This window comes from Streptomyces sp. NPDC056486, from assembly GCF_042795295.1.
Classification (GTDB): Bacteria; Actinomycetota; Actinomycetes; order Streptomycetales; family Streptomycetaceae; genus Streptomyces.
In genome coordinates this window covers 12,278-28,021 of record NZ_JBHTSF010000017.1, presented here as the reverse complement: position 1 = coordinate 28,021, position 15,744 = coordinate 12,278, and the positions used below count along the sequence as shown (strand labels likewise).

At 67.5% G+C, this 15,744-nt stretch carries 13 protein-coding genes and 3 pseudogenes; 5 read left to right on the top strand and 11 right to left on the bottom strand.

What is annotated here, in order from left to right; all coding sequences use genetic code 11:
• Positions 1-76: 76 nt before the first annotated feature.
• Together ACFQ7F_RS10130 and ACFQ7F_RS10125 are read right to left on the bottom strand one after the other, a co-directional pair.
• Complete coding sequence (locus tag ACFQ7F_RS10130) at positions 77-331, bottom strand: hypothetical protein (protein ID WP_383268887.1); 255 nt, start codon at positions 329-331, stop codon at positions 77-79.
• Between the two features lie 194 nt (positions 332-525).
• Positions 526-1,086 carry a cysteine hydrolase family protein gene (locus ACFQ7F_RS10125; protein WP_383268884.1) on the bottom strand — a complete coding sequence of 187 codons (561 nt, stop codon included), beginning with the start codon at positions 1,084-1,086 and terminating at the stop codon, positions 526-528.
• Between the two features lie 200 nt (positions 1,087-1,286).
• Here ACFQ7F_RS10125 and ACFQ7F_RS10120 point away from each other — a divergent pair, with 200 nt between their 5' ends.
• Complete coding sequence (locus ACFQ7F_RS10120) at positions 1,287-2,891, top strand: MFS transporter (protein ID WP_383268881.1); 1,605 nt, start codon at positions 1,287-1,289, stop codon at positions 2,889-2,891.
• 120 nt (positions 2,892-3,011) lie between these two features.
• Here the strand turns inward: ACFQ7F_RS10120 and ACFQ7F_RS10115 are convergent, their stop codons facing one another.
• Positions 3,012-3,800 carry a DUF4239 domain-containing protein gene (locus ACFQ7F_RS10115; protein ID WP_383268879.1) on the bottom strand — a complete coding sequence of 263 codons (789 nt, stop codon included), beginning with the start codon at positions 3,798-3,800 and terminating at the stop codon, positions 3,012-3,014.
• Between the two features lie 515 nt (positions 3,801-4,315).
• Here ACFQ7F_RS10115 and ACFQ7F_RS10110 point away from each other — a divergent pair.
• Positions 4,316-4,822 (top strand): DinB family protein, encoded by a 507-nt coding sequence (locus ACFQ7F_RS10110; RefSeq protein WP_383268876.1) that lies wholly within the window; start codon positions 4,316-4,318, stop codon positions 4,820-4,822.
• A 24-nt stretch (positions 4,823-4,846) separates the two neighbouring features.
• Here the strand turns inward: ACFQ7F_RS10110 and ACFQ7F_RS10105 are convergent.
• Positions 4,847-5,091 (bottom strand): annotated as a pseudogene (locus ACFQ7F_RS10105) (IS5/IS1182 family transposase); the annotation flags it as partial.
• 347 nt (positions 5,092-5,438) lie between these two features.
• Between ACFQ7F_RS10105 and ACFQ7F_RS10100 the strand changes: the two are divergent.
• Positions 5,439-6,014, top strand: coding sequence for a hypothetical protein (locus tag ACFQ7F_RS10100; RefSeq protein WP_383268874.1), 576 nt, complete (start codon positions 5,439-5,441; stop codon positions 6,012-6,014).
• Positions 6,015-6,037: 23 nt separating this feature from the next.
• Positions 6,038-6,307, top strand: a pseudogene (locus ACFQ7F_RS10095) (MerR family transcriptional regulator); the annotation flags it as partial.
• Between the two features lie 128 nt (positions 6,308-6,435).
• On the opposite strand, the gene ACFQ7F_RS10090 reads toward ACFQ7F_RS10095, so the two are convergent.
• The 7 genes and pseudogenes from ACFQ7F_RS10090 to pcaD all read right to left on the bottom strand — a co-directional run bounded on the left by ACFQ7F_RS10090 (position 6,436) and on the right by pcaD (position 14,769).
• Positions 6,436-7,248: an SAM-dependent methyltransferase gene (locus tag ACFQ7F_RS10090; RefSeq protein ID WP_383268872.1), complete on the bottom strand. Its 813-nt coding sequence runs from the start codon at positions 7,246-7,248 to the stop codon at positions 6,436-6,438.
• Positions 7,249-7,489: 241 nt separating this feature from the next.
• Positions 7,490-8,695 (bottom strand): cytochrome P450, encoded by a 1,206-nt coding sequence (locus ACFQ7F_RS10085; RefSeq protein WP_383268869.1) that lies wholly within the window; start codon positions 8,693-8,695, stop codon positions 7,490-7,492.
• 460 nt (positions 8,696-9,155) lie between these two features.
• Positions 9,156-9,338 (bottom strand): annotated as a pseudogene (locus tag ACFQ7F_RS10080) (IS630 family transposase); the annotation flags it as partial.
• Positions 9,339-9,822: 484 nt separating this feature from the next.
• Positions 9,823-11,358 (bottom strand): alpha/beta fold hydrolase, encoded by a 1,536-nt coding sequence (locus ACFQ7F_RS10075; protein ID WP_383268866.1) that lies wholly within the window; start codon positions 11,356-11,358, stop codon positions 9,823-9,825.
• Positions 11,359-11,976: 618 nt separating this feature from the next.
• Entirely contained in the window at positions 11,977-12,774 is a 798-nt protein-coding gene (locus ACFQ7F_RS10070) for an SAM-dependent methyltransferase (RefSeq protein WP_383268863.1), read from the bottom strand.
• A 347-nt stretch (positions 12,775-13,121) separates the two neighbouring features.
• Entirely contained in the window at positions 13,122-13,766 is a 645-nt protein-coding gene (locus ACFQ7F_RS10065; protein ID WP_383268976.1) for an alpha/beta fold hydrolase, read from the bottom strand.
• Positions 13,767-13,962: 196 nt separating this feature from the next.
• Positions 13,963-14,769: a 3-oxoadipate enol-lactonase gene (pcaD, locus tag ACFQ7F_RS10060; protein WP_383268860.1), complete on the bottom strand. Its 807-nt coding sequence runs from the start codon at positions 14,767-14,769 to the stop codon at positions 13,963-13,965.
• Between the two features lie 100 nt (positions 14,770-14,869).
• Here pcaD and ACFQ7F_RS10055 point away from each other — a divergent pair.
• Positions 14,870-15,744 (top strand): LysR family transcriptional regulator (locus ACFQ7F_RS10055; RefSeq protein ID WP_383268858.1); only part of this gene is annotated, 875 nt, incomplete at its 3' end.

Genomic DNA, 15,744 nt, shown 5'->3' with positions numbered 1-15,744 from the left:
CTGCACCATGGGGCGACCGGCTAAGCAGCGAGCGGGACGAGACCTCCACCGCGCCAACCTCATGCGCCACGGACCCCTACGCGGTCGGACACAAGCTGCAGGCTGACTGGTGCGGGAAGGGGAGCGCCGTGCGGTGGACGTCCTTCGCCGGGCAATCCGACAGTCCACGCCGTCCGTCGGCCGGATACCAGTCGGCGAAGTCAGCAGCGGCGAACAGGCCGTCCAGCCGATCACGCACCCACATCGCGGCCGTTCCCCGTGGGTTGTTCGCCCGTGCCATCCGCACCGTCAACGGCGGAATCACCCGCCCAAAAACCGAACCCATTGCCATTGCGGTCACTCCTCCGACCGCCGAAACCGCCCCGCTCCCACCAGCGCAGCACCGCAAGGGCATGAACACAGCCGCAGTCAGCAGGCTTCACTCCACCGAGTGAAGATCACCAACGGCATCCGGAAGAACGGTCAGAACTCTTGAGTTGGCCCGGATGAGCGTCGTGGTTGGCTCGCAGGGCGCAACTCAAGTCGTCAGGATGCGCCGCCGAAGACGACGTTCTTGGTTTCGTCCGCCCCAGCCGTCCGCCCCGGCGCCCTCTGGTAGGTCCAGTACCGGTTCGTGTGGGCGATGACCTGGTCCGGCGGCGGCGCACCCCATGCTGTCTTGTCGCCCGTCGTGTGGGCGTCGCTGACCAGAGTCGCGTCGTACCCCCTGACGAACGCGCCGTGGAGCGTCGAGCGGATGCATGCGTCGGTCTCCGCGCCGGCGATGACGAGCCGCCCAACACCGATTCCCGACAGTACGGTCTCCAGAGTGGTGTCCTCGAAGGAGTCGCCGTAGCTCTTCTCGACGAGCGGCTCGGTGTCCTCTGGAGTGAGCTCGGGGACGATCCGCCAGTCGTCGCTCCCTCTCGTGAGCTCCTCGTCGAAGTGCTGGACCCAGACGACCGGGACCCCTTCCTGCCGCGCCCGCTCGACGAGACCGGCGATGTTCGCGACGACCACGTCGCGCTGGTGGGCCCCTTCGACGACGCCCTTCTGCACGTCGATGACTAGGAGCGCGGTGTTCGGCCGGTTCTCCAATATGGTCATGATCTTCCTTTACTCACGCTGGGCTCGTGTCTACGCACGTTAGCCCCACCCACCGACAACGGGACGGCCGTCGATCAGCACCGCCACCCAGGCAGTGGCGGAGGAAAAGGGAACCTGCTCGGGCAGTAACGCCAGGTGGTCGACCGTGTGCTGATCGTGATGGCATCCATGATGCAGACGACGGTGACCATTATGCGGACATGCGTACGGGCGATTTCCGGCCGGTGCGACGATTCGCCGGTACGTCCGCACCACCCCGGAAGGCGCTCGTGAGCTCCACCTCCACCTCCCCCTTGCCCGGCAGCACGACCCCGGCGACAACGCCGGGCACGGTACTGATCCGCTCCGCGGCGGACGTCTCCGATCTGGTCAACTCGGGCACGGCCCGCGGCCGTCATGCCAAAATGATCGTGGTCATCGCGCTCGGCGGCATCTTCCTCGACGCCTACGACCTCAGTTCCCTCGCCTACGGGCTTCCCGACATCACAGAACAGTTCGGCCTCAGCTCCGCCATGGCCGGCACGGTCACCGCCTCGATCAGCGTGGGATCACTCGTCGGCGCTCTCGTCGGCGGCTGGCTGGTGGACAGGATCGGCCGCTACCGGGTCTTCATGGCGAACATGCTCTTCTTCGTCGTGACCGCGCTGGTGTGCGCGCTGGCGCAGGACGTGTGGACGCTGATTGCGGCGCGTTTCGTGATGGGCATCGGCGTCGGCATGGACATCCCCGTCGCGATCGCGTTCCTCGCCGAATTCTCCCGGCTGCGCGGCAAGGGCAGCAAGGGCTCACGCACGGCTGCTTGGTCGCCCGCCTGGTACAGCGCCACCAGCGGCTGCTACCTGGTGATCATGCTGCTGTACTTCCTGCTGCCCGACGCCCAGCTGGGCTGGCTGTGGCGCTTCACCGTCGGCTTCGGCGCGGTCCCCGCGCTGCTGGTGCTGCTGCTGCGCCGCCGCTACATGAACGAGTCCCCGACCTGGGCCGCCGAACAGGGCGACCTGGAAGGCGCGGCGAAGATCCTTCGCCAGGCGTACGACGTGGACGCGCGCGTCGCCGACGATGCACCCGCGCAAGCGCCCGCCCCAGCCCGGCCGGGCCTCGCCGCCTATGCACGGCTCTTCGCCCCTCCGTACCGCACGCGCACGATTCAGTCGGTGTCGGTCGGCCTGGCGGAGACCTTCGGGTACAACGCGGTCGCGTTCGGGCTGCCGATCATCATCGCCACACTGATGACCCAGGGCCCGCTGACCACGATCGCCTCCTCCTTCGCCCTGAACCTCCTCTTCGCCCTGACCGGTGGACTGCTCGGCATCCGCTGGGCATCGACCCGTGGCGCCTGGCCGATGATGACGCTGGGCTTCGCCATCCAGTTCGTCGCCATCACCGTGCTCGGGCTTATCGGGGAGCCGAGCGGGACGGCCGTGGTGACGGCAGGGATCCTGATGCTCGGCGCGTTCATGTTCGCCCAGGGTTTCGGCCCCGGCGCGCACATCATGAGCTACGCCTCGCTGGGCTTCCCCACCTCGATGCGCGGCGTCAGCATCGGCTTCAACCAGGCGGTGCTGCGCCTCGGTTCGACGCTGACCCTGTTCTTCTTCCCCATCCTCAGCAGCGGCCTGGGCACCCACGTCTACTGGGTCATCCTCGCGGCCCCGGTACTGGGTCTGATCGCACTCCTGGTGAAGCGCTGGGAACCGGTCGGCTTCGACGCGGACGCAGAGGAACGGAACCGGCTGCAGGCCGCGGCGTCCGACGGACTGGTGTCCGCCGCACATGGCCCGGGCCGCCAAGTTGACCGGAACTGACAGTCCTGTCCTGGGCTGTAGAAGTGATGCGCCCCTTCCTCAAGGCCCGGTGTCAGGCGCGGAGGTCTGGGGAGGTGCCAGCGGCGTACGGCGTCGTAGAGCCGTCTCCGCGAGGGGAGGTCATGGCCAGAACTGGGCGAGTACGCCCTCTTTGAAGGGGGCGGGGGAAACGGCGAGGTCGCCCGCGAACGGATGGTCCAATGTCAGGCACAGCAGCAGACTCACGCCGATGAGTGCGGCGACCGACATGACGAACATGAGGTTGGCGCGCAGGCTGTTGATGCCGTAGAGCAGGGTCAGGGGGAGCATGATGAGTGCGCCGCCGTAGACGAGGATGTTGAGGAGTGAGGGCAGGGACTGTTGGGCGTCGGAGAGCCGGGTTCGGCGTGCGCCGGCGATCTCGCCCAGTGTGGAGACGGACTGGGCGTAGTAGGTTTTCTCGGCCTCGGTCTGTGGCTCGTATTCCTGGAACACCTGGTACAGGGCGACGACTTCGCGGTTGGTGACGTTGGGGTCGGGCTGTCCGTTGCTCATGAGTGGCCATTGCTCGTTGACGACGACGCGGACGTACGCTCCGACGGCGTTTGTCACCCGGCGTTCCTGGCCGGTGGGGAACGCGGGGGCATCGCGCAGCACCTCGGCGGTCTGGCTGGCTTCGAGTGCGACGTTGGTTTCCGCCTCGTTGAGGCCTTCCCATTCGGCGACGACGACGAAGGCCAGGATGATGCCGTAGATCGCGGCGTACATGCCGAGGACGACGCCGATCATCTCGTTGTGTGTGCCGTTCGTGTGGTGAGGAAACCTGCGTCGCAGTATGAGCAGGCCGGCGACGGCGGCCAGGACGGCGCCGCCACCGAGCAGCCCGGCTAGCGCGAGAGTGCTGAAATGGTTGAGCAGCCAGATACCCACGGCCTCATAACGTCGCGCCCTGGTCCGGGTTACTCCCTGGCTGTGATGAGGCAGCCCCGCGACCGTCGACGCGAGTGCGAGTGCGAGTGCGAGTGCGAATGTCGGTATGCGGCCTGGGCCGTTGAACGCCGTGATGCGGGCCGGCGAGCACGTCAGCGAACCCGCTGCGAGCCCCTGCCGGGCGCGCGGGCCAGCGGAGAGGCGCGGGAGGCTACTCAAAGCAATCAACCCCGACTACATCTAGCTGCCGCTCCGCCCGGACAACACCGCCGACTGCACTCTCCACGAACGCCTCGGCTAGACGTACGAGGCCCCTGCCGCAACGAGCCCGGCGGCCCGGTCTACGACCTGCTGCTCCTCCGGATCGACACGGAGGCCGCCGCGCGGTGACCACACGCCCCCTCCTCACGCCGTCCGTGTACTGGTGGGCTGCCGACAAGGAGTTGGGCGAAGCAGGTTGGGTCCATCGGTAAATAGCTCGACATGGGCCGCGATGATCGGAGACGCTTCGCGCGATGACCAGAATCGATGACACACCGTCTGCGTGGGACGAGCGCACCCAGCTCACCACGTTTCTCGACTACGCACGTGACACCGCCCGCGCCAAATGTGATGGCGTCTCCGCGGAGAACGCACGCAAGGCGCTTCTGCCCGGCTCACCGCTGATGACCATGAGCGGAGTGGTCAACCACCTTCGCTGGGTCGAGTACTACTGGTTCCAGGTGGTCTTCCTCGGAGAGGAGGACCGGGGCCCCTGGACCGATGAGGACCCCGACCGCGAGATGCGTATCGCCGTCGACTTCCCGCTCACGCAGTTGCTCGACGAATACGCCGAACAGAGCGCCCGCTACCGCGAACTGGTCGCCCGGAACAGCCTGGACAAGCAGGCCCAGCGAGCCATCCGAAACGGCCTCCACGTCGACTTGCGCTGGATCCTGCACCACCTCACCGAGGAGACGGCCCGCCACAACGGCCACCTGGACATCGTGCGCGAGATGCTCGACGGCACAACCGGTCACTAGATCCGGCGGAGATCACGGGCGGAGCCGGCCAACACCGAGGCGTTCCATGGCCGGGCTGAGTCGCGGAGTGTCGCCCCACTGGCCCGGAGTGTTCAGCAGGGCCAGGGGGCGGGCGTTCACCCTCTCCATCGAGACGGATCTTGCAGTTCAGGCCGTCCCGGGTGCGTCCGAGTCCCTCGTCGGGCGATGCTGCCGGGGCGTGCGTCTTTTCCCGGTACTCGTAGCGGATTCCTACGAGCCCCGGCGGCGTGCGGATGGGCCCGGCAGGATTCTTCCCTCCGCGTCCCACCAACCGCGTTCCGTCACCCTTGTGCCATGCCACGGCGCCGCTGACACAAGTACAGGCTCCATCACAGGCAGCATCGTTGACTACGTCGCGCCGACTGGCCGTGGGGGAGGTGCAGGTGCACGGACCGCACGCGTGGTGACGCTGGAGGGGCTTCCCGCCGGTGTTGCGATCACCACGCGGACGATGGAGTCCCCGCGACGACCGGGATCTGTTCTGGGCCCGCAGCTTCGTCTTCGAGCTGGGCGGGTGGCAAGGCCACGTGCTGGTGGTGGGAGAGCGGATGCCCACGCCGCGATCCTGCCGCCACCCTGCCCTACGGTAGCCCGCATGACGTCATCGCCCTCCATGCTCGGCTTGCTCCGCAGCGACCCGAAAGCGGCGGAACTCGCCGAGTGGCCCTTCGACTTCGACACGCACGTGGTACGACATGGGCCGATCACCCACGTGGAGCCGGTGCACCTCGCCTCGGGCGAGCCGCTGGAGGCGATCGCCAAGGACGGCGGAGGCGGCACGTACTTCCTGTGCGGGGCCGGTGACGGCGAGGACCGGCCTGTGCTGTTCGCCGACTCCGAGGGCTCGGCCGGGATCGTCGGTGCCAACCTCCGTGACGCCCTGCTGCTGATGGCCGTGCTGCCCTGCGCGGATCGGGCACTGAACCTCGAGAGCCAGGGGCGGGCCATGGACGAGGCGACGCTGCTGGCGTTGCGGGAGGAGGAAGACGAGGAGCTCAGTGAGGCAGCTGACATGGACGACCTGCCCGGGCGCCGGGCCGAGTTCCTCGACCGTCTCGGGCTGACCCCGCCGCCGCTTACCGAGCTGCTGGACCGAGCTCGCGAGGCCACCGCCCTGGAGCCCTCATACATCCTCCTCAACGAGCACGGATACGCGTACCAACAGGACTGACCTGCGCATGACTCCGACCGTGGGTGCAGCGACTCATGGTTGTCCGACGCAGGAAGCCGCTCGGCTTCACTCTCGACCAGACGTGCGACCTGCTGGAGGCGACCGACCGCCTCGATGCGGACGGCGACCTCGACACCGACGAGCGCGAGACACTGCTGGCCCGGCTGCGCGAGTACGAGCAGCCCGCTGCCGAGCAGGTCGATAGGCTCCGGATGCAGCTGCCGCGTGCCGAGGATTTCACCGCCACCGTGGGCGCCAGTCTGGAGCAGAACGTCTCCGTGGCCCGCCCCTGAACCCGTGGCATCACAGCTGAGACCGCGTGTCCATCGGTGCTCCGGCGGCTTCGGCTGAACGCGGGGAGGCACCAGAAGTTGAAGACCTGTGCGCGCGGATGTTCCACGACGGCAGGTTCCCGTATCCGTCAGGGTTTCAACGCCACCGCACCGAACTGCGGAAGTTCAAAAGGGGAGTTGGACTCAACGCGCCATTGCGCGCACGAAACGAGGCCGGGTGCGACAAGGTCCAGGCCGTCGAAGAAGGAGCTGATCTCTGCGCGACTGCGGGCAGTGATCGGCGGGGTGGCGTTTTCGTTCCAGAACTTCATGGCCTCGATATTGCCCTCGCCACCGAGATCGGTATCGGTAGTGGGGTGTGTCAGCGCGAGATAGCTGCCGGAGGGGACCGCGGCCATGATCCGGCGCACGATGTCCTGTGCTTCGCCCGTGTCGAGAACGAAGTTGAGGATGCCCAGCATCATGACCGCGACGGGCTGGTCGAGGTCGAGGGTTGCCGATGCGCCCTCCATGACGCCAACCGGGTGGTGAATGTCGGCGTCGATGTAGTCGGTGGCTCCCTGGTGCGTACCGGTCAGCAGGCTGCGGGCGTGGACAAGCACGATGGGGTCGTTGTCGACGTAGACGATCCGGGACTCGGGTGCGATCCGCTGGGCGATCTCGTGGGTGTTGTCCACGGTCGGCAGTCCGGTGCCGATGTCCAGGAACTGTCGCACTCCGCAGTCGGCGGTCAGGAACCGGACCGTGCGGCCGAGGAACTGGCGGTCGGCGCGGGCCACGTCTCGGATCACCGGGAACATCGTGACGACCTGGTCACCGACTTGCTTGTCGATCTCGTAGTTGTCTTTCCCGCCGATCCAGTAATTCCACACTCGAGCGTTGTGCGCGACTCCGGTGTTCAGCCTGCCCGACACGTCCGACGGGCGCTGGCTCTCACTCACGTCTTCCCCTTTTCTCGCTCACCGCGCTCACCCACGAGGTGTCTGGGTGGGCAGCCGCCGTGGCGTCAACGGATCGTGGTGCCAGTGTGATGCACGTGGGTCATGGCGTCCGTGGATTCGGAGTTCCCGAGCCCGAGCCGCAGTCACCGGATCAAGTCGCCGGGTTGCGGCGGCGGTTGATGGTCCGGGATCGGGTGAGATCGCATTGGTCCATGAGGAGCATGTTGTTACGGTGCGCAAGTCACCAGCGCACCGGCAGCTCTCGCAGACTCCGCATGAGACTGGTGCGCCACTGTGGTGTGCCGTCGCCGTCGAAGGCCAGGCGGGGGAAGCGGTCCAGCAGGATGCGCAGGGCCAAGGTTGCCTCCAGGCGGGCCAGCGGGGCGCCCAGGCAGTGGTGCAGGCCGTGCCCGAAGGCGAGGTGGGCGCGGGTCGCGGCCGGATCGCGGTGGATGTCGAACTGTTCGGGGGAGGGGAAGCGCGCGGGGTCACGGTTCGCGGCGGCGATGGAGAGAACGACACGGGCGCCCGCTGGTATCCGGGTGCCGCCGAGGTCGATCGGTTCGGCGGCGTAGCGGTAAGTACCCGCAGGCGCGGGCGACTCGAGGCGGAGCGCCTCCTCCACAGCGCCCTGCAGCAGCTCGGGGTCGGCACGGAGGGCGGCGAGCTGCTCGGGATGGCTGAGCAGCAGGTGGACGGCGCTGGCGATGAGGTTGACGGTGGTCTCGTGCCCTGCGACGAGCAACAGGAAGGCCATGCCGAGCAGTTCTTCCGGCGCGAGCCGGTCGCCGCTGTCCCCGTCGTGGGTGCGGACCAGGGCGTGCAGCAAGTCGCTCTCCGCCGCGTCCGGCAGCCGCCGCTTCTCCTCTGCGAGCCCCGCGAGGTAGGCGGCCATTTCTTGCGAGGCTCGGGCGGACTGCTCCGCATCGTCGAGGGAGACGACCTTCGTGGACCACTCCCGGAAGGCGGCCCGGTCTGCTTCTGGCACGCCGAGCAGCTCGCAGATGATGGTGAGTGGCAGGGGGTAGGCGTATGCGGTCACAAGGTCGGCACGGCCGTCGGCGGCTACTGCGTCCAGGAGGGCGTCGGCCGCCTCCTGGACGCGTGGCCGCAGCGCCTGGACGCGACGGGCGGTGAACTCGCGGGCCACCAGTGTCCGCAGGCGGGTGTGATCGGGCGGGTCGACCTGGAGCATGTTGCTGCCCACGGAGTACAGCCCGTCGTCCTTGAAGTCGGCGGAGTGCCGCACGTCATTGCGCAGCCTGGGGTCGACGAACGCCGTGCGCACTTCCTCGTGCCCGATCACCAGCCACGACTCGTCCCCGGTGGGGAAGCGCACGTGGTGGACCGGCCCGTGCGAGCGCAGTGCGGTGAAGGCGGAGTAGGGGTCGGCTGTGAAGTCGTCGGTGAGGTCGGCGAGTTGAACGGTGGGGCGCTGTGTGCGCATGGACGGCTCCCGGACAGAAGTGGGGATAACTCCCCGTTTACACGTCGGGATGACCGTAACACGAAGCGGGGAGTGCTCCCCACTTGTATCGGCGAAGGCAATACCCAAAACAGCTGGAGCGGGAGTTGGCTCGGAGTCCGGCCGTGTATGGCCGGGGGGACCAGCGCTGGACGCTGGCGGGATCCGGGTGCTGATCTGGCGGGATTTCGAACTGCAGTGTTCGTCGGCGGCGGTGTGGCGGCTCTCTGGCCACCGAGGACCTGTTCGCCCGCTACCGGCACTCCCGGTTCCTCTACCCGGCCAAACAGGGATGGCTGGCCCCCTACTGGCCGGCGATCCTGGACACGTGGGACAGAACACGGCAGGCGGGGAACTTCCTGCACCGCGTGGTGACCTACGAGGCGCCTGACGGTGGCTGGTCCTCGATGAGATATGGCGCAGTACCTCGCGCGGCCGGCACGCGCAGGTAGCGGCAGAACTCCGGGAACTGCGTGCGCCGCTTGAGGGGCTTGATGTGGCCGTAGAGCTTGTCTTTGGCCAGGACGGGTGCGGCAAACAGGTGCCGTACTCCGCCGTAGCGGTCGCAGGTCGCCCGCCGACGTCGGTGCGGTTCGCGGTCGGGGTCCTTGTGCCTGCCGCCGCGTGGTCTTGACGGCGCCAGCTGCGTCGAGCGCGCACCCGCGCCGATCAGCCCGTCGAGTACTGCACTGCCCACGCCTCCTCTGCTGACCGGAGGTTACTGCGTGTGGAGCGGCGGCGGCTGGTCCGCATCCTGCCGCCCCACCGCGCGCCCCAGATCCTGAACGCAGGGCCCGTGCAGGAGCGATGCGGGAGAGGGCAGGGGGATGGGCATGCCGAGGCGCAGGCGGCCACGGCCTCAAGATCGCCGAGTCCGGTTCGTGTCGGTCCGGTGGCCGACGCGGCTGACGGTCCTGATCGTGGTCCTTCGCTTGCCGACCTTGACACGGGTGGACAAGCGCGACGGAGCTCCTGGTCGAACGAGTGATCTTGCAGCCGGAGCTGTACGTCGGCGATCTGCGGACGTCGTGGGTTATCTCGTAGCGGAGCAGTGCCGGGCCGTGTTCGAACGAGGTGACCTTGGAGAGCCACCGGCCTGTGCGCTAGGACTAGGACCGGCAGGACACGTCACGTCCGGGCAGTCTGCCGTCGGTCAGATAGGCGTTGACCTGCGCGTCTGCGCACGCGTTGCCGTACTCGCCGAAGATCCCATGCTGCCTGGCGCCGGGCAGGGTCACCAGGCGGGAACGGGACCACCGTTCACGCACCTGCTGGGCGCCGGAGTAGGTGGTACGGGTGTCGCCCGTGGCGTTGACCAACAGGGCCGGAACGTCGTTGTCGACCACGGTCGGCGCCTCCGCCGGATCGTCCCAGAACTCGCACGCCGTGATGTTGTACGACAGCGGGGCGGCGAAGGGGTATTTCTTGCGGCCGGCCTGTATGTCGCGCCAGTAGCTCTCGGTCCCGCGCTCCGTCGCGACATCTCCGCACAGGATGGCGGCCTGCACGCTGCCCTGCTGCGAACCGGCCTTGGTGGTCATGGCTGCCAGCAGCTCGGACAACCCCGCTCCCGGCTCGACGTGGTGTCCGTCGGCGGCGCGCGCGAGCGTCCGGGTCGCGGTGGCAAGCTCGGCCCGAGGCTTGTCCAAGTCGCTGCCCAGGCCGCCGAAGTAGACGAGGGGCACGAAGTGTTCGTCGACCCGGAAGTCGCCGACCCGTAGGGGCTTTTCGGCCGCGGCCTGCTGGATGCCGCGCACGGTGGCCAGCACAGTGTCGGCGGTGCGGCCGAGGGCGTAGGTGTCGTGCCGGGCGGCGGTCCAGGCCGCCCAGGCGTGCAGTGCCCGCTCGTTGGCTCGCGTGGAGTCGGCGAGCAGCGTCTGGGAGTACCGGGCGGGATCGATGACACCGTCGAGCACCATGCGGTCGGTGCGGCCGGGGAACAGCTCGGTGTAGACCTGACCGAGGTAAGTGCCGTACGAGTAGCCGAGGTAGGAGATCCGCTGCGCGCCCAGCGCGGCCCGGACGACGTCCATGTCCCGGGCGGTATTGCGGGTGCTGACGTAGGGCAGCACATCTCTGTTCGTCTCCCGGCACCGCTCGGCCAGGCCGCGTTGACGGGCGACCGACTCCTTGAACCCGGCCCGGCCTTTGCCGGCCGAGAAGACCGTGGAACCGATGTCCCAGCCGCAGTCCAGCGGTGTGGAGCGGCTGACAAAGCGCGGGTCCAGGCCGATGAGGTCGTACGTCTTCGCCACCTTTCCCAGGGCCGCGCCGACCGTGAGCGGCATGTCGAGACTCGGCCCGCCGGGGCCGCCGTTGTTGAGCAGCAGCGGGCCGACGCGGTGTGCGGGATCGGCGGCGCGGAGCCGGGAGACGGCGACGGTGAGGGTCCGGCCGCCGGGATCGGTGTAGTCGAGCGGCACGGTGAGGTCGGCACATTGGGCGCCCGCGGCGTCGAGCTCTTGTCCGGTGGCGTCGTCGGGGCCCAACGCGCAGTCGTGCCAGTCGACGTCCTGGGCGTGGTACCGCCCGAGCCCCGAAGGCTCACCGGCCGCATCCGAGGCCGCGACGGGTGACGTTCCCGCCGCCACGGCCAGTATCGCGACACCGGCAACGGCCGCTCGCCCACCTCTGGTCATCTGCATGCACCGCACGCTAGGCGCGCCATCGCCCGGTATCGCTGCGGCCACCCCCCGAGTCTTGCCTAGGGGTAGCCCTACCGAAAGGGCAGTTCAGCCTGTCCGGCGGCGGGACCCGGCTCAAGGAGCCGCACGTCACGACCGCGCGCTGCTGGTCGCGCACAGCTGCAACGTCGGCTGTACTCCGGTTCATCGGCTCCGCCACGCGACGAAGAGGAGCGGATCCGTGCCGGCCGCCACGGTCGGTGATGACGGACCCGGCACTGGGCGACTGTTCCGGTGCCGCGGACGGCGACGGCGAGTCCGACCAGGTTGAGGAGACCAGGGCCGTGGGCCTGACGTACCGGGCGGAGACATAACCCTTGGACGTCTTGACCTGGTACCAGGTGCGGTTACCGCCGACCGGCTGGCCGGGCTTCTTACAGAGCAGGTCGACGCTCTGCTTGTTGTGGTAGGTCCCGGCGACCGCCGAATTGTTGTACTGGCTGCGCAGGCCGGGCGGCCTTCGTGGGCCGGTACCCGTTGAGCGAGGCGATGGTCCGACCGCTCAGCTCTCGAAGCAGAAATGCGATCCGTCTGGAATCCACCGGGGCTTGCTGGACCGTGAGTTGGCGGCTAGGGGTGTTATGGCACTCGTGCCACGCCGACCCATCCGGCCCTAATGGTCAACGCGCCGGGCATGGCCGCGTCCGGCTTCCACGCCGGCCAGGGAACGAAGCCGGGGTCGACCAGTTCAAGACCGTCAAAGAGCGAGATGGTCTGCTCCGGGCTGCGCAGAATGTAGGGGATTGCGCCGGAGTTGTTGTACTCCTCCTGCACGTTGCGGTGCAGGTCATCGTCGGCATCGGAATGACTCAGCGAGGCATAGCTACCGGAAGGAAGGCCCGCCACCAGATTGCGCACCAAAGCCAGTACGTCTTCCCAGGGGTCTATGTGACCCAGCACATCATTGATCACGAGACCGATGGGCTGAGACATGTCGAGCGTCTTCGCCGCGTCGTGAAGAATCTTGTCGGTGTCGCGCATGTCCGCCAGCACGTAATCGGTGGCGCCTTCGGGCGTGCCTCGTAAAAGCGTGTCGACGTGCATCAGGACGATCGGATCGTGGTCTACGTAGACCACCCGACTGTCCCGCGCTATGCGCTGGGCGATCTCGTGGGTGTTGTTGGCCGTGGGCAGCCCGGCACCCACGTCGAGGAACTGTCTGATACCTTCCCGCGCCATCCAGCTCACCGAGCGACGCAGTACATCGCGTGACTCCTGGGCCATCGGGACGATCAGGGGGAACTTCTCTTTGTAGGCGTCACCGGCCCGTTGGTCGGATTCGTAATGATCCTTGCCGCCCAACCAGTAATTCCATACGCGCGCGCTGTGCGGAAGGGAGGTGTCTATCTTGTGCAAGTCTGCCGGCTCACTGCTCATTACAGTGCCTCTCTCAATTCGTCAGGGCGGAGGGCAAGGACAGCGGAACGGTCCAGTCTCCTCGAGGCAGGCTGTCACCGCGTGTGCCTGGGCGCAACGCTGGCGGGGCTTGAGTACTCGACCCGGCTGAGCGGCCCGGCAGGACTCGTGATGATGAGCCTGATTGCCTCAGCGCGACTGTTCGTGAGCGTCGCAGCAGCTCTGTATCCAGGACGCCACTTTGGTCCGCCACGTACACAGGCCTGTGCCGAACAGGCCTGTGTACGTGGGAGCGGAGGCACCGGGGCCGGTCGCTCCTCATCTGCTGCGGGGCGGGAGTCCTGCTGGCCGCGGCGGTCGTGGCGTCTCTACCTGCTCGGCCGTGCGCCGGGCGAGGATCCAGGCGCGGAACCCGCGCCCGGCGACGGCGTGTTCGCGTAGCGGCTGACGAACTCGTGGATCTCCTGGGCGACGAGCTCGGGAGACTCGTAAGGGGCGAGATGTCCCGCGTCCGACAGGAAGACCAGCCGGCCTCCGGGCATCGCACGCACGTCGGCGATCAACTTGTCCTGCGGAGCGATGGTGTCTCTGCCGCCGATGACGTAGCACGCCGGCACGGTGATCCCGGACAGCTCCTCGAACATGCTCGTGTAAGCACCGCCACCGGTTCCGGGCCAGCTGTCCCAGAACTGCTCTGTGACAGCACTCGTCATCGTGCGCACGACATCGGTCGTCTTGCTCGGCTTCAGCGACATGGCCTCAATGGCCTGCGTGATGGTTTCGACGTCACGGAAGGACTTGTGGAACCCTTCGATGACTGGATCGCCCGCCTCGGTACCGCCCGCGTTCCACGGCATGAGCGCCATGACCGTGAACACCTGGCCAGGCCGGTCGAGGGCGATCCGCACGCTGGGCGCGCCACCGAAGGAGAGACCGACGAGGGCGAAGCGTTCGAGGCCGAACTGATCACAAGCGTCGATCACCGTTTCGGCGATCCGGGCGAGGCTCGAGATGGCACCTGCTGCGAAAACCGCGCTGCTGCACGACCCACATCACCGCGGTCGTACTCTACGACCACCAGCAGCAACGCCCCCTGTACCTGCCTGCCAAGGACGTGACCGTGACGACGTACAACTGCGAGACATGACGAGGTGACGAGGCATCACGCCGTGACCGTCACAACCGTTGCATAGGCTGAGAAACTGCCTTTCATGACTGTTCGGTGAGGAAGGCCACCACGGCGTTCAGGAACTGCGCCTGTCCTTCGACATTCGCCATGTGCACCGTGGGCAGGACGGTGAACCGTGCGCCGGGGATGGTCGCGGCGAGCTCCTTGCCGTGGTCGGCGGATGTGACGGTGTCGTGCTCGCCCGCGATGACCAGTGTCGGGTTGGGTATGAGCGCGGCTGTGCGGCGCAGGTCGTAGTCGCGCACCGCAGCCCAGCTCCCGGCCACGCCCTGGCGCTGGGTGGCGAGCAGGGTGCGGCGGAAGCCCTCGACAACCTCGTTGTCGCCTCGCAGCATGTGGGCCGGGAACCAGTTGTGCAGGAACCTTTCCGCGGTGACCTGCATGTCGGGGGCTTCCAGCAGTTCGGCGATCGGTTGATCCCACTGACGGGCCGGGCCCAGGTAGGCGGCGGTGTTGGAGAGGACCAGGTGGTCGACGCGCTCCGGAACGTGGATTCCCAGCCACTGCGCGACGATTCCGCCCAGGGACAGGCCCAGCACGTGCACCCGCTGCAGGCCCAGGGCATCCAGCAGCTCCACCACGTCGTGCCCCAGCCGGTCCAGGGAATACGGGCCGTCCGGGACATCGGAGGCGCCGTGGCCGCGCGCGTCGTAGCGCAGCAGCCGGAAGCGCTCGGTCAGAGCCGGCACCTGGCCATCCCACATGTGGAGGTCGGTGCCGATGGAATTCGAGAGCAGCAGCACAGGCTTGTTCTCGTCACCGTCGAAGCGGTAGGCGATGCGGACGCCATCGCCGGTGGTGATGGCAGTAGGGGTCTGAGAAGTCATGTCAGCTCCAGTGATCCAGCGGCTATGTGCTCAGCCTATGAACACCACCCGGCAGAGTGCTATTACAAAGATCGAACGAGCCCTGTAGGTTATCTGGACAATGTCGAACTTCACGCTCCACGAGTTGCAGTGCTTCAACGCCGTGGTTCTCGACGGCGGCTTCCAGGCCGCCGCCGAGCGGTTGCACCGCTCACACCCTTCCGTGTTCGCAGCAGTCGCCAAGCTGGAGCGCCAGCTGGGCCTTGACCTGCTGGACCGCTCGGGCTATCGGGTCCAGCTCACCGAGGCGGGTCACGCCTTCCACCGCAAGGTGCGCTTCCTGCTGCACGAGGCCGAGGAGCTGCAGACCTACGCCGAGCAGTTGGCGATGGGCGAAGAGGCCGAACTGCGCGTGGTGCTCGGGGACCTGTGCCCGCTTCCGCCGGTGCTGCAGATGCTCAGCGGCTTCTTCGCGCAGTGCCCGCAGACACGGCTGCACCTGCAGTTCGAGACGGTCACCGGCCCCTGGGAGCGACTGCTGGAGGACGAAGCCGACCTCATGGTGCACCGCGTCCCCAAGAGTGACGTGCGGATGGAGTGGATCGATCTCGGCCGCGTCGCGCTGGTGCCCGTCGTGGCGCCCGGTTTCCTGCCTTTCCCTCCGGACGCCGACATCACACCGCAGCGGATGCAGGCCTTCACCCAGTGCGTGGTCCGGGATTCGGCGCAACATCCCTCCGAGCAGGGCCACTTCCTGGTCGAAGGCGCGCCCCGGTGCTCCGTTCCGGACCACCTCATGAAGAAGGAGCTGATCTTGCACGGCATGGCGTGGGGACACGTACCGCGGTTCATGATCGAGACCGAGTTGCGTGACGGAAGGCTGCTTTCCATCGCCGGACGGCACTTTCCCGGTGTGGTCGAGGAACTCTCGGCAGCTCGCCGGCGCGGGCCGCCCCCCCGCCCCCGGGCCCGCCCACACGGGGGGGTTAATTATAC

Bases quoted from the DNA above. Each gene is read 5' to 3' on its own strand.
- ACFQ7F_RS10130 (WP_383268887.1), bottom strand. From the start codon at position 331: ATGGCAATGGGTTCGGTTTTTGGGCGGGTGATTCCGCCGTTGACGGTG.
- ACFQ7F_RS10125 (WP_383268884.1), bottom strand. From the start codon at position 1,086: ATGACCATATTGGAGAACCGGCCGAACACCGCGCTCCTAGTCATCGAC.
- ACFQ7F_RS10120 (WP_383268881.1), top strand. From the start codon at position 1,287: ATGCGTACGGGCGATTTCCGGCCGGTGCGACGATTCGCCGGTACGTCC.
- ACFQ7F_RS10110 (WP_383268876.1), top strand. From the start codon at position 4,316: ATGACCAGAATCGATGACACACCGTCTGCGTGGGACGAGCGCACCCAG.
- ACFQ7F_RS10100 (WP_383268874.1), top strand. From the start codon at position 5,439: ATGACGTCATCGCCCTCCATGCTCGGCTTGCTCCGCAGCGACCCGAAA.
- ACFQ7F_RS10085 (WP_383268869.1), bottom strand. From the start codon at position 8,695: ATGCGCACACAGCGCCCCACCGTTCAACTCGCCGACCTCACCGACGAC.
- ACFQ7F_RS10075 (WP_383268866.1), bottom strand. From the start codon at position 11,358: ATGCAGATGACCAGAGGTGGGCGAGCGGCCGTTGCCGGTGTCGCGATA.
- ACFQ7F_RS10070 (WP_383268863.1), bottom strand. From the start codon at position 12,774: ATGAGCAGTGAGCCGGCAGACTTGCACAAGATAGACACCTCCCTTCCG.
- pcaD (WP_383268860.1), bottom strand. From the start codon at position 14,769: ATGACTTCTCAGACCCCTACTGCCATCACCACCGGCGATGGCGTCCGC.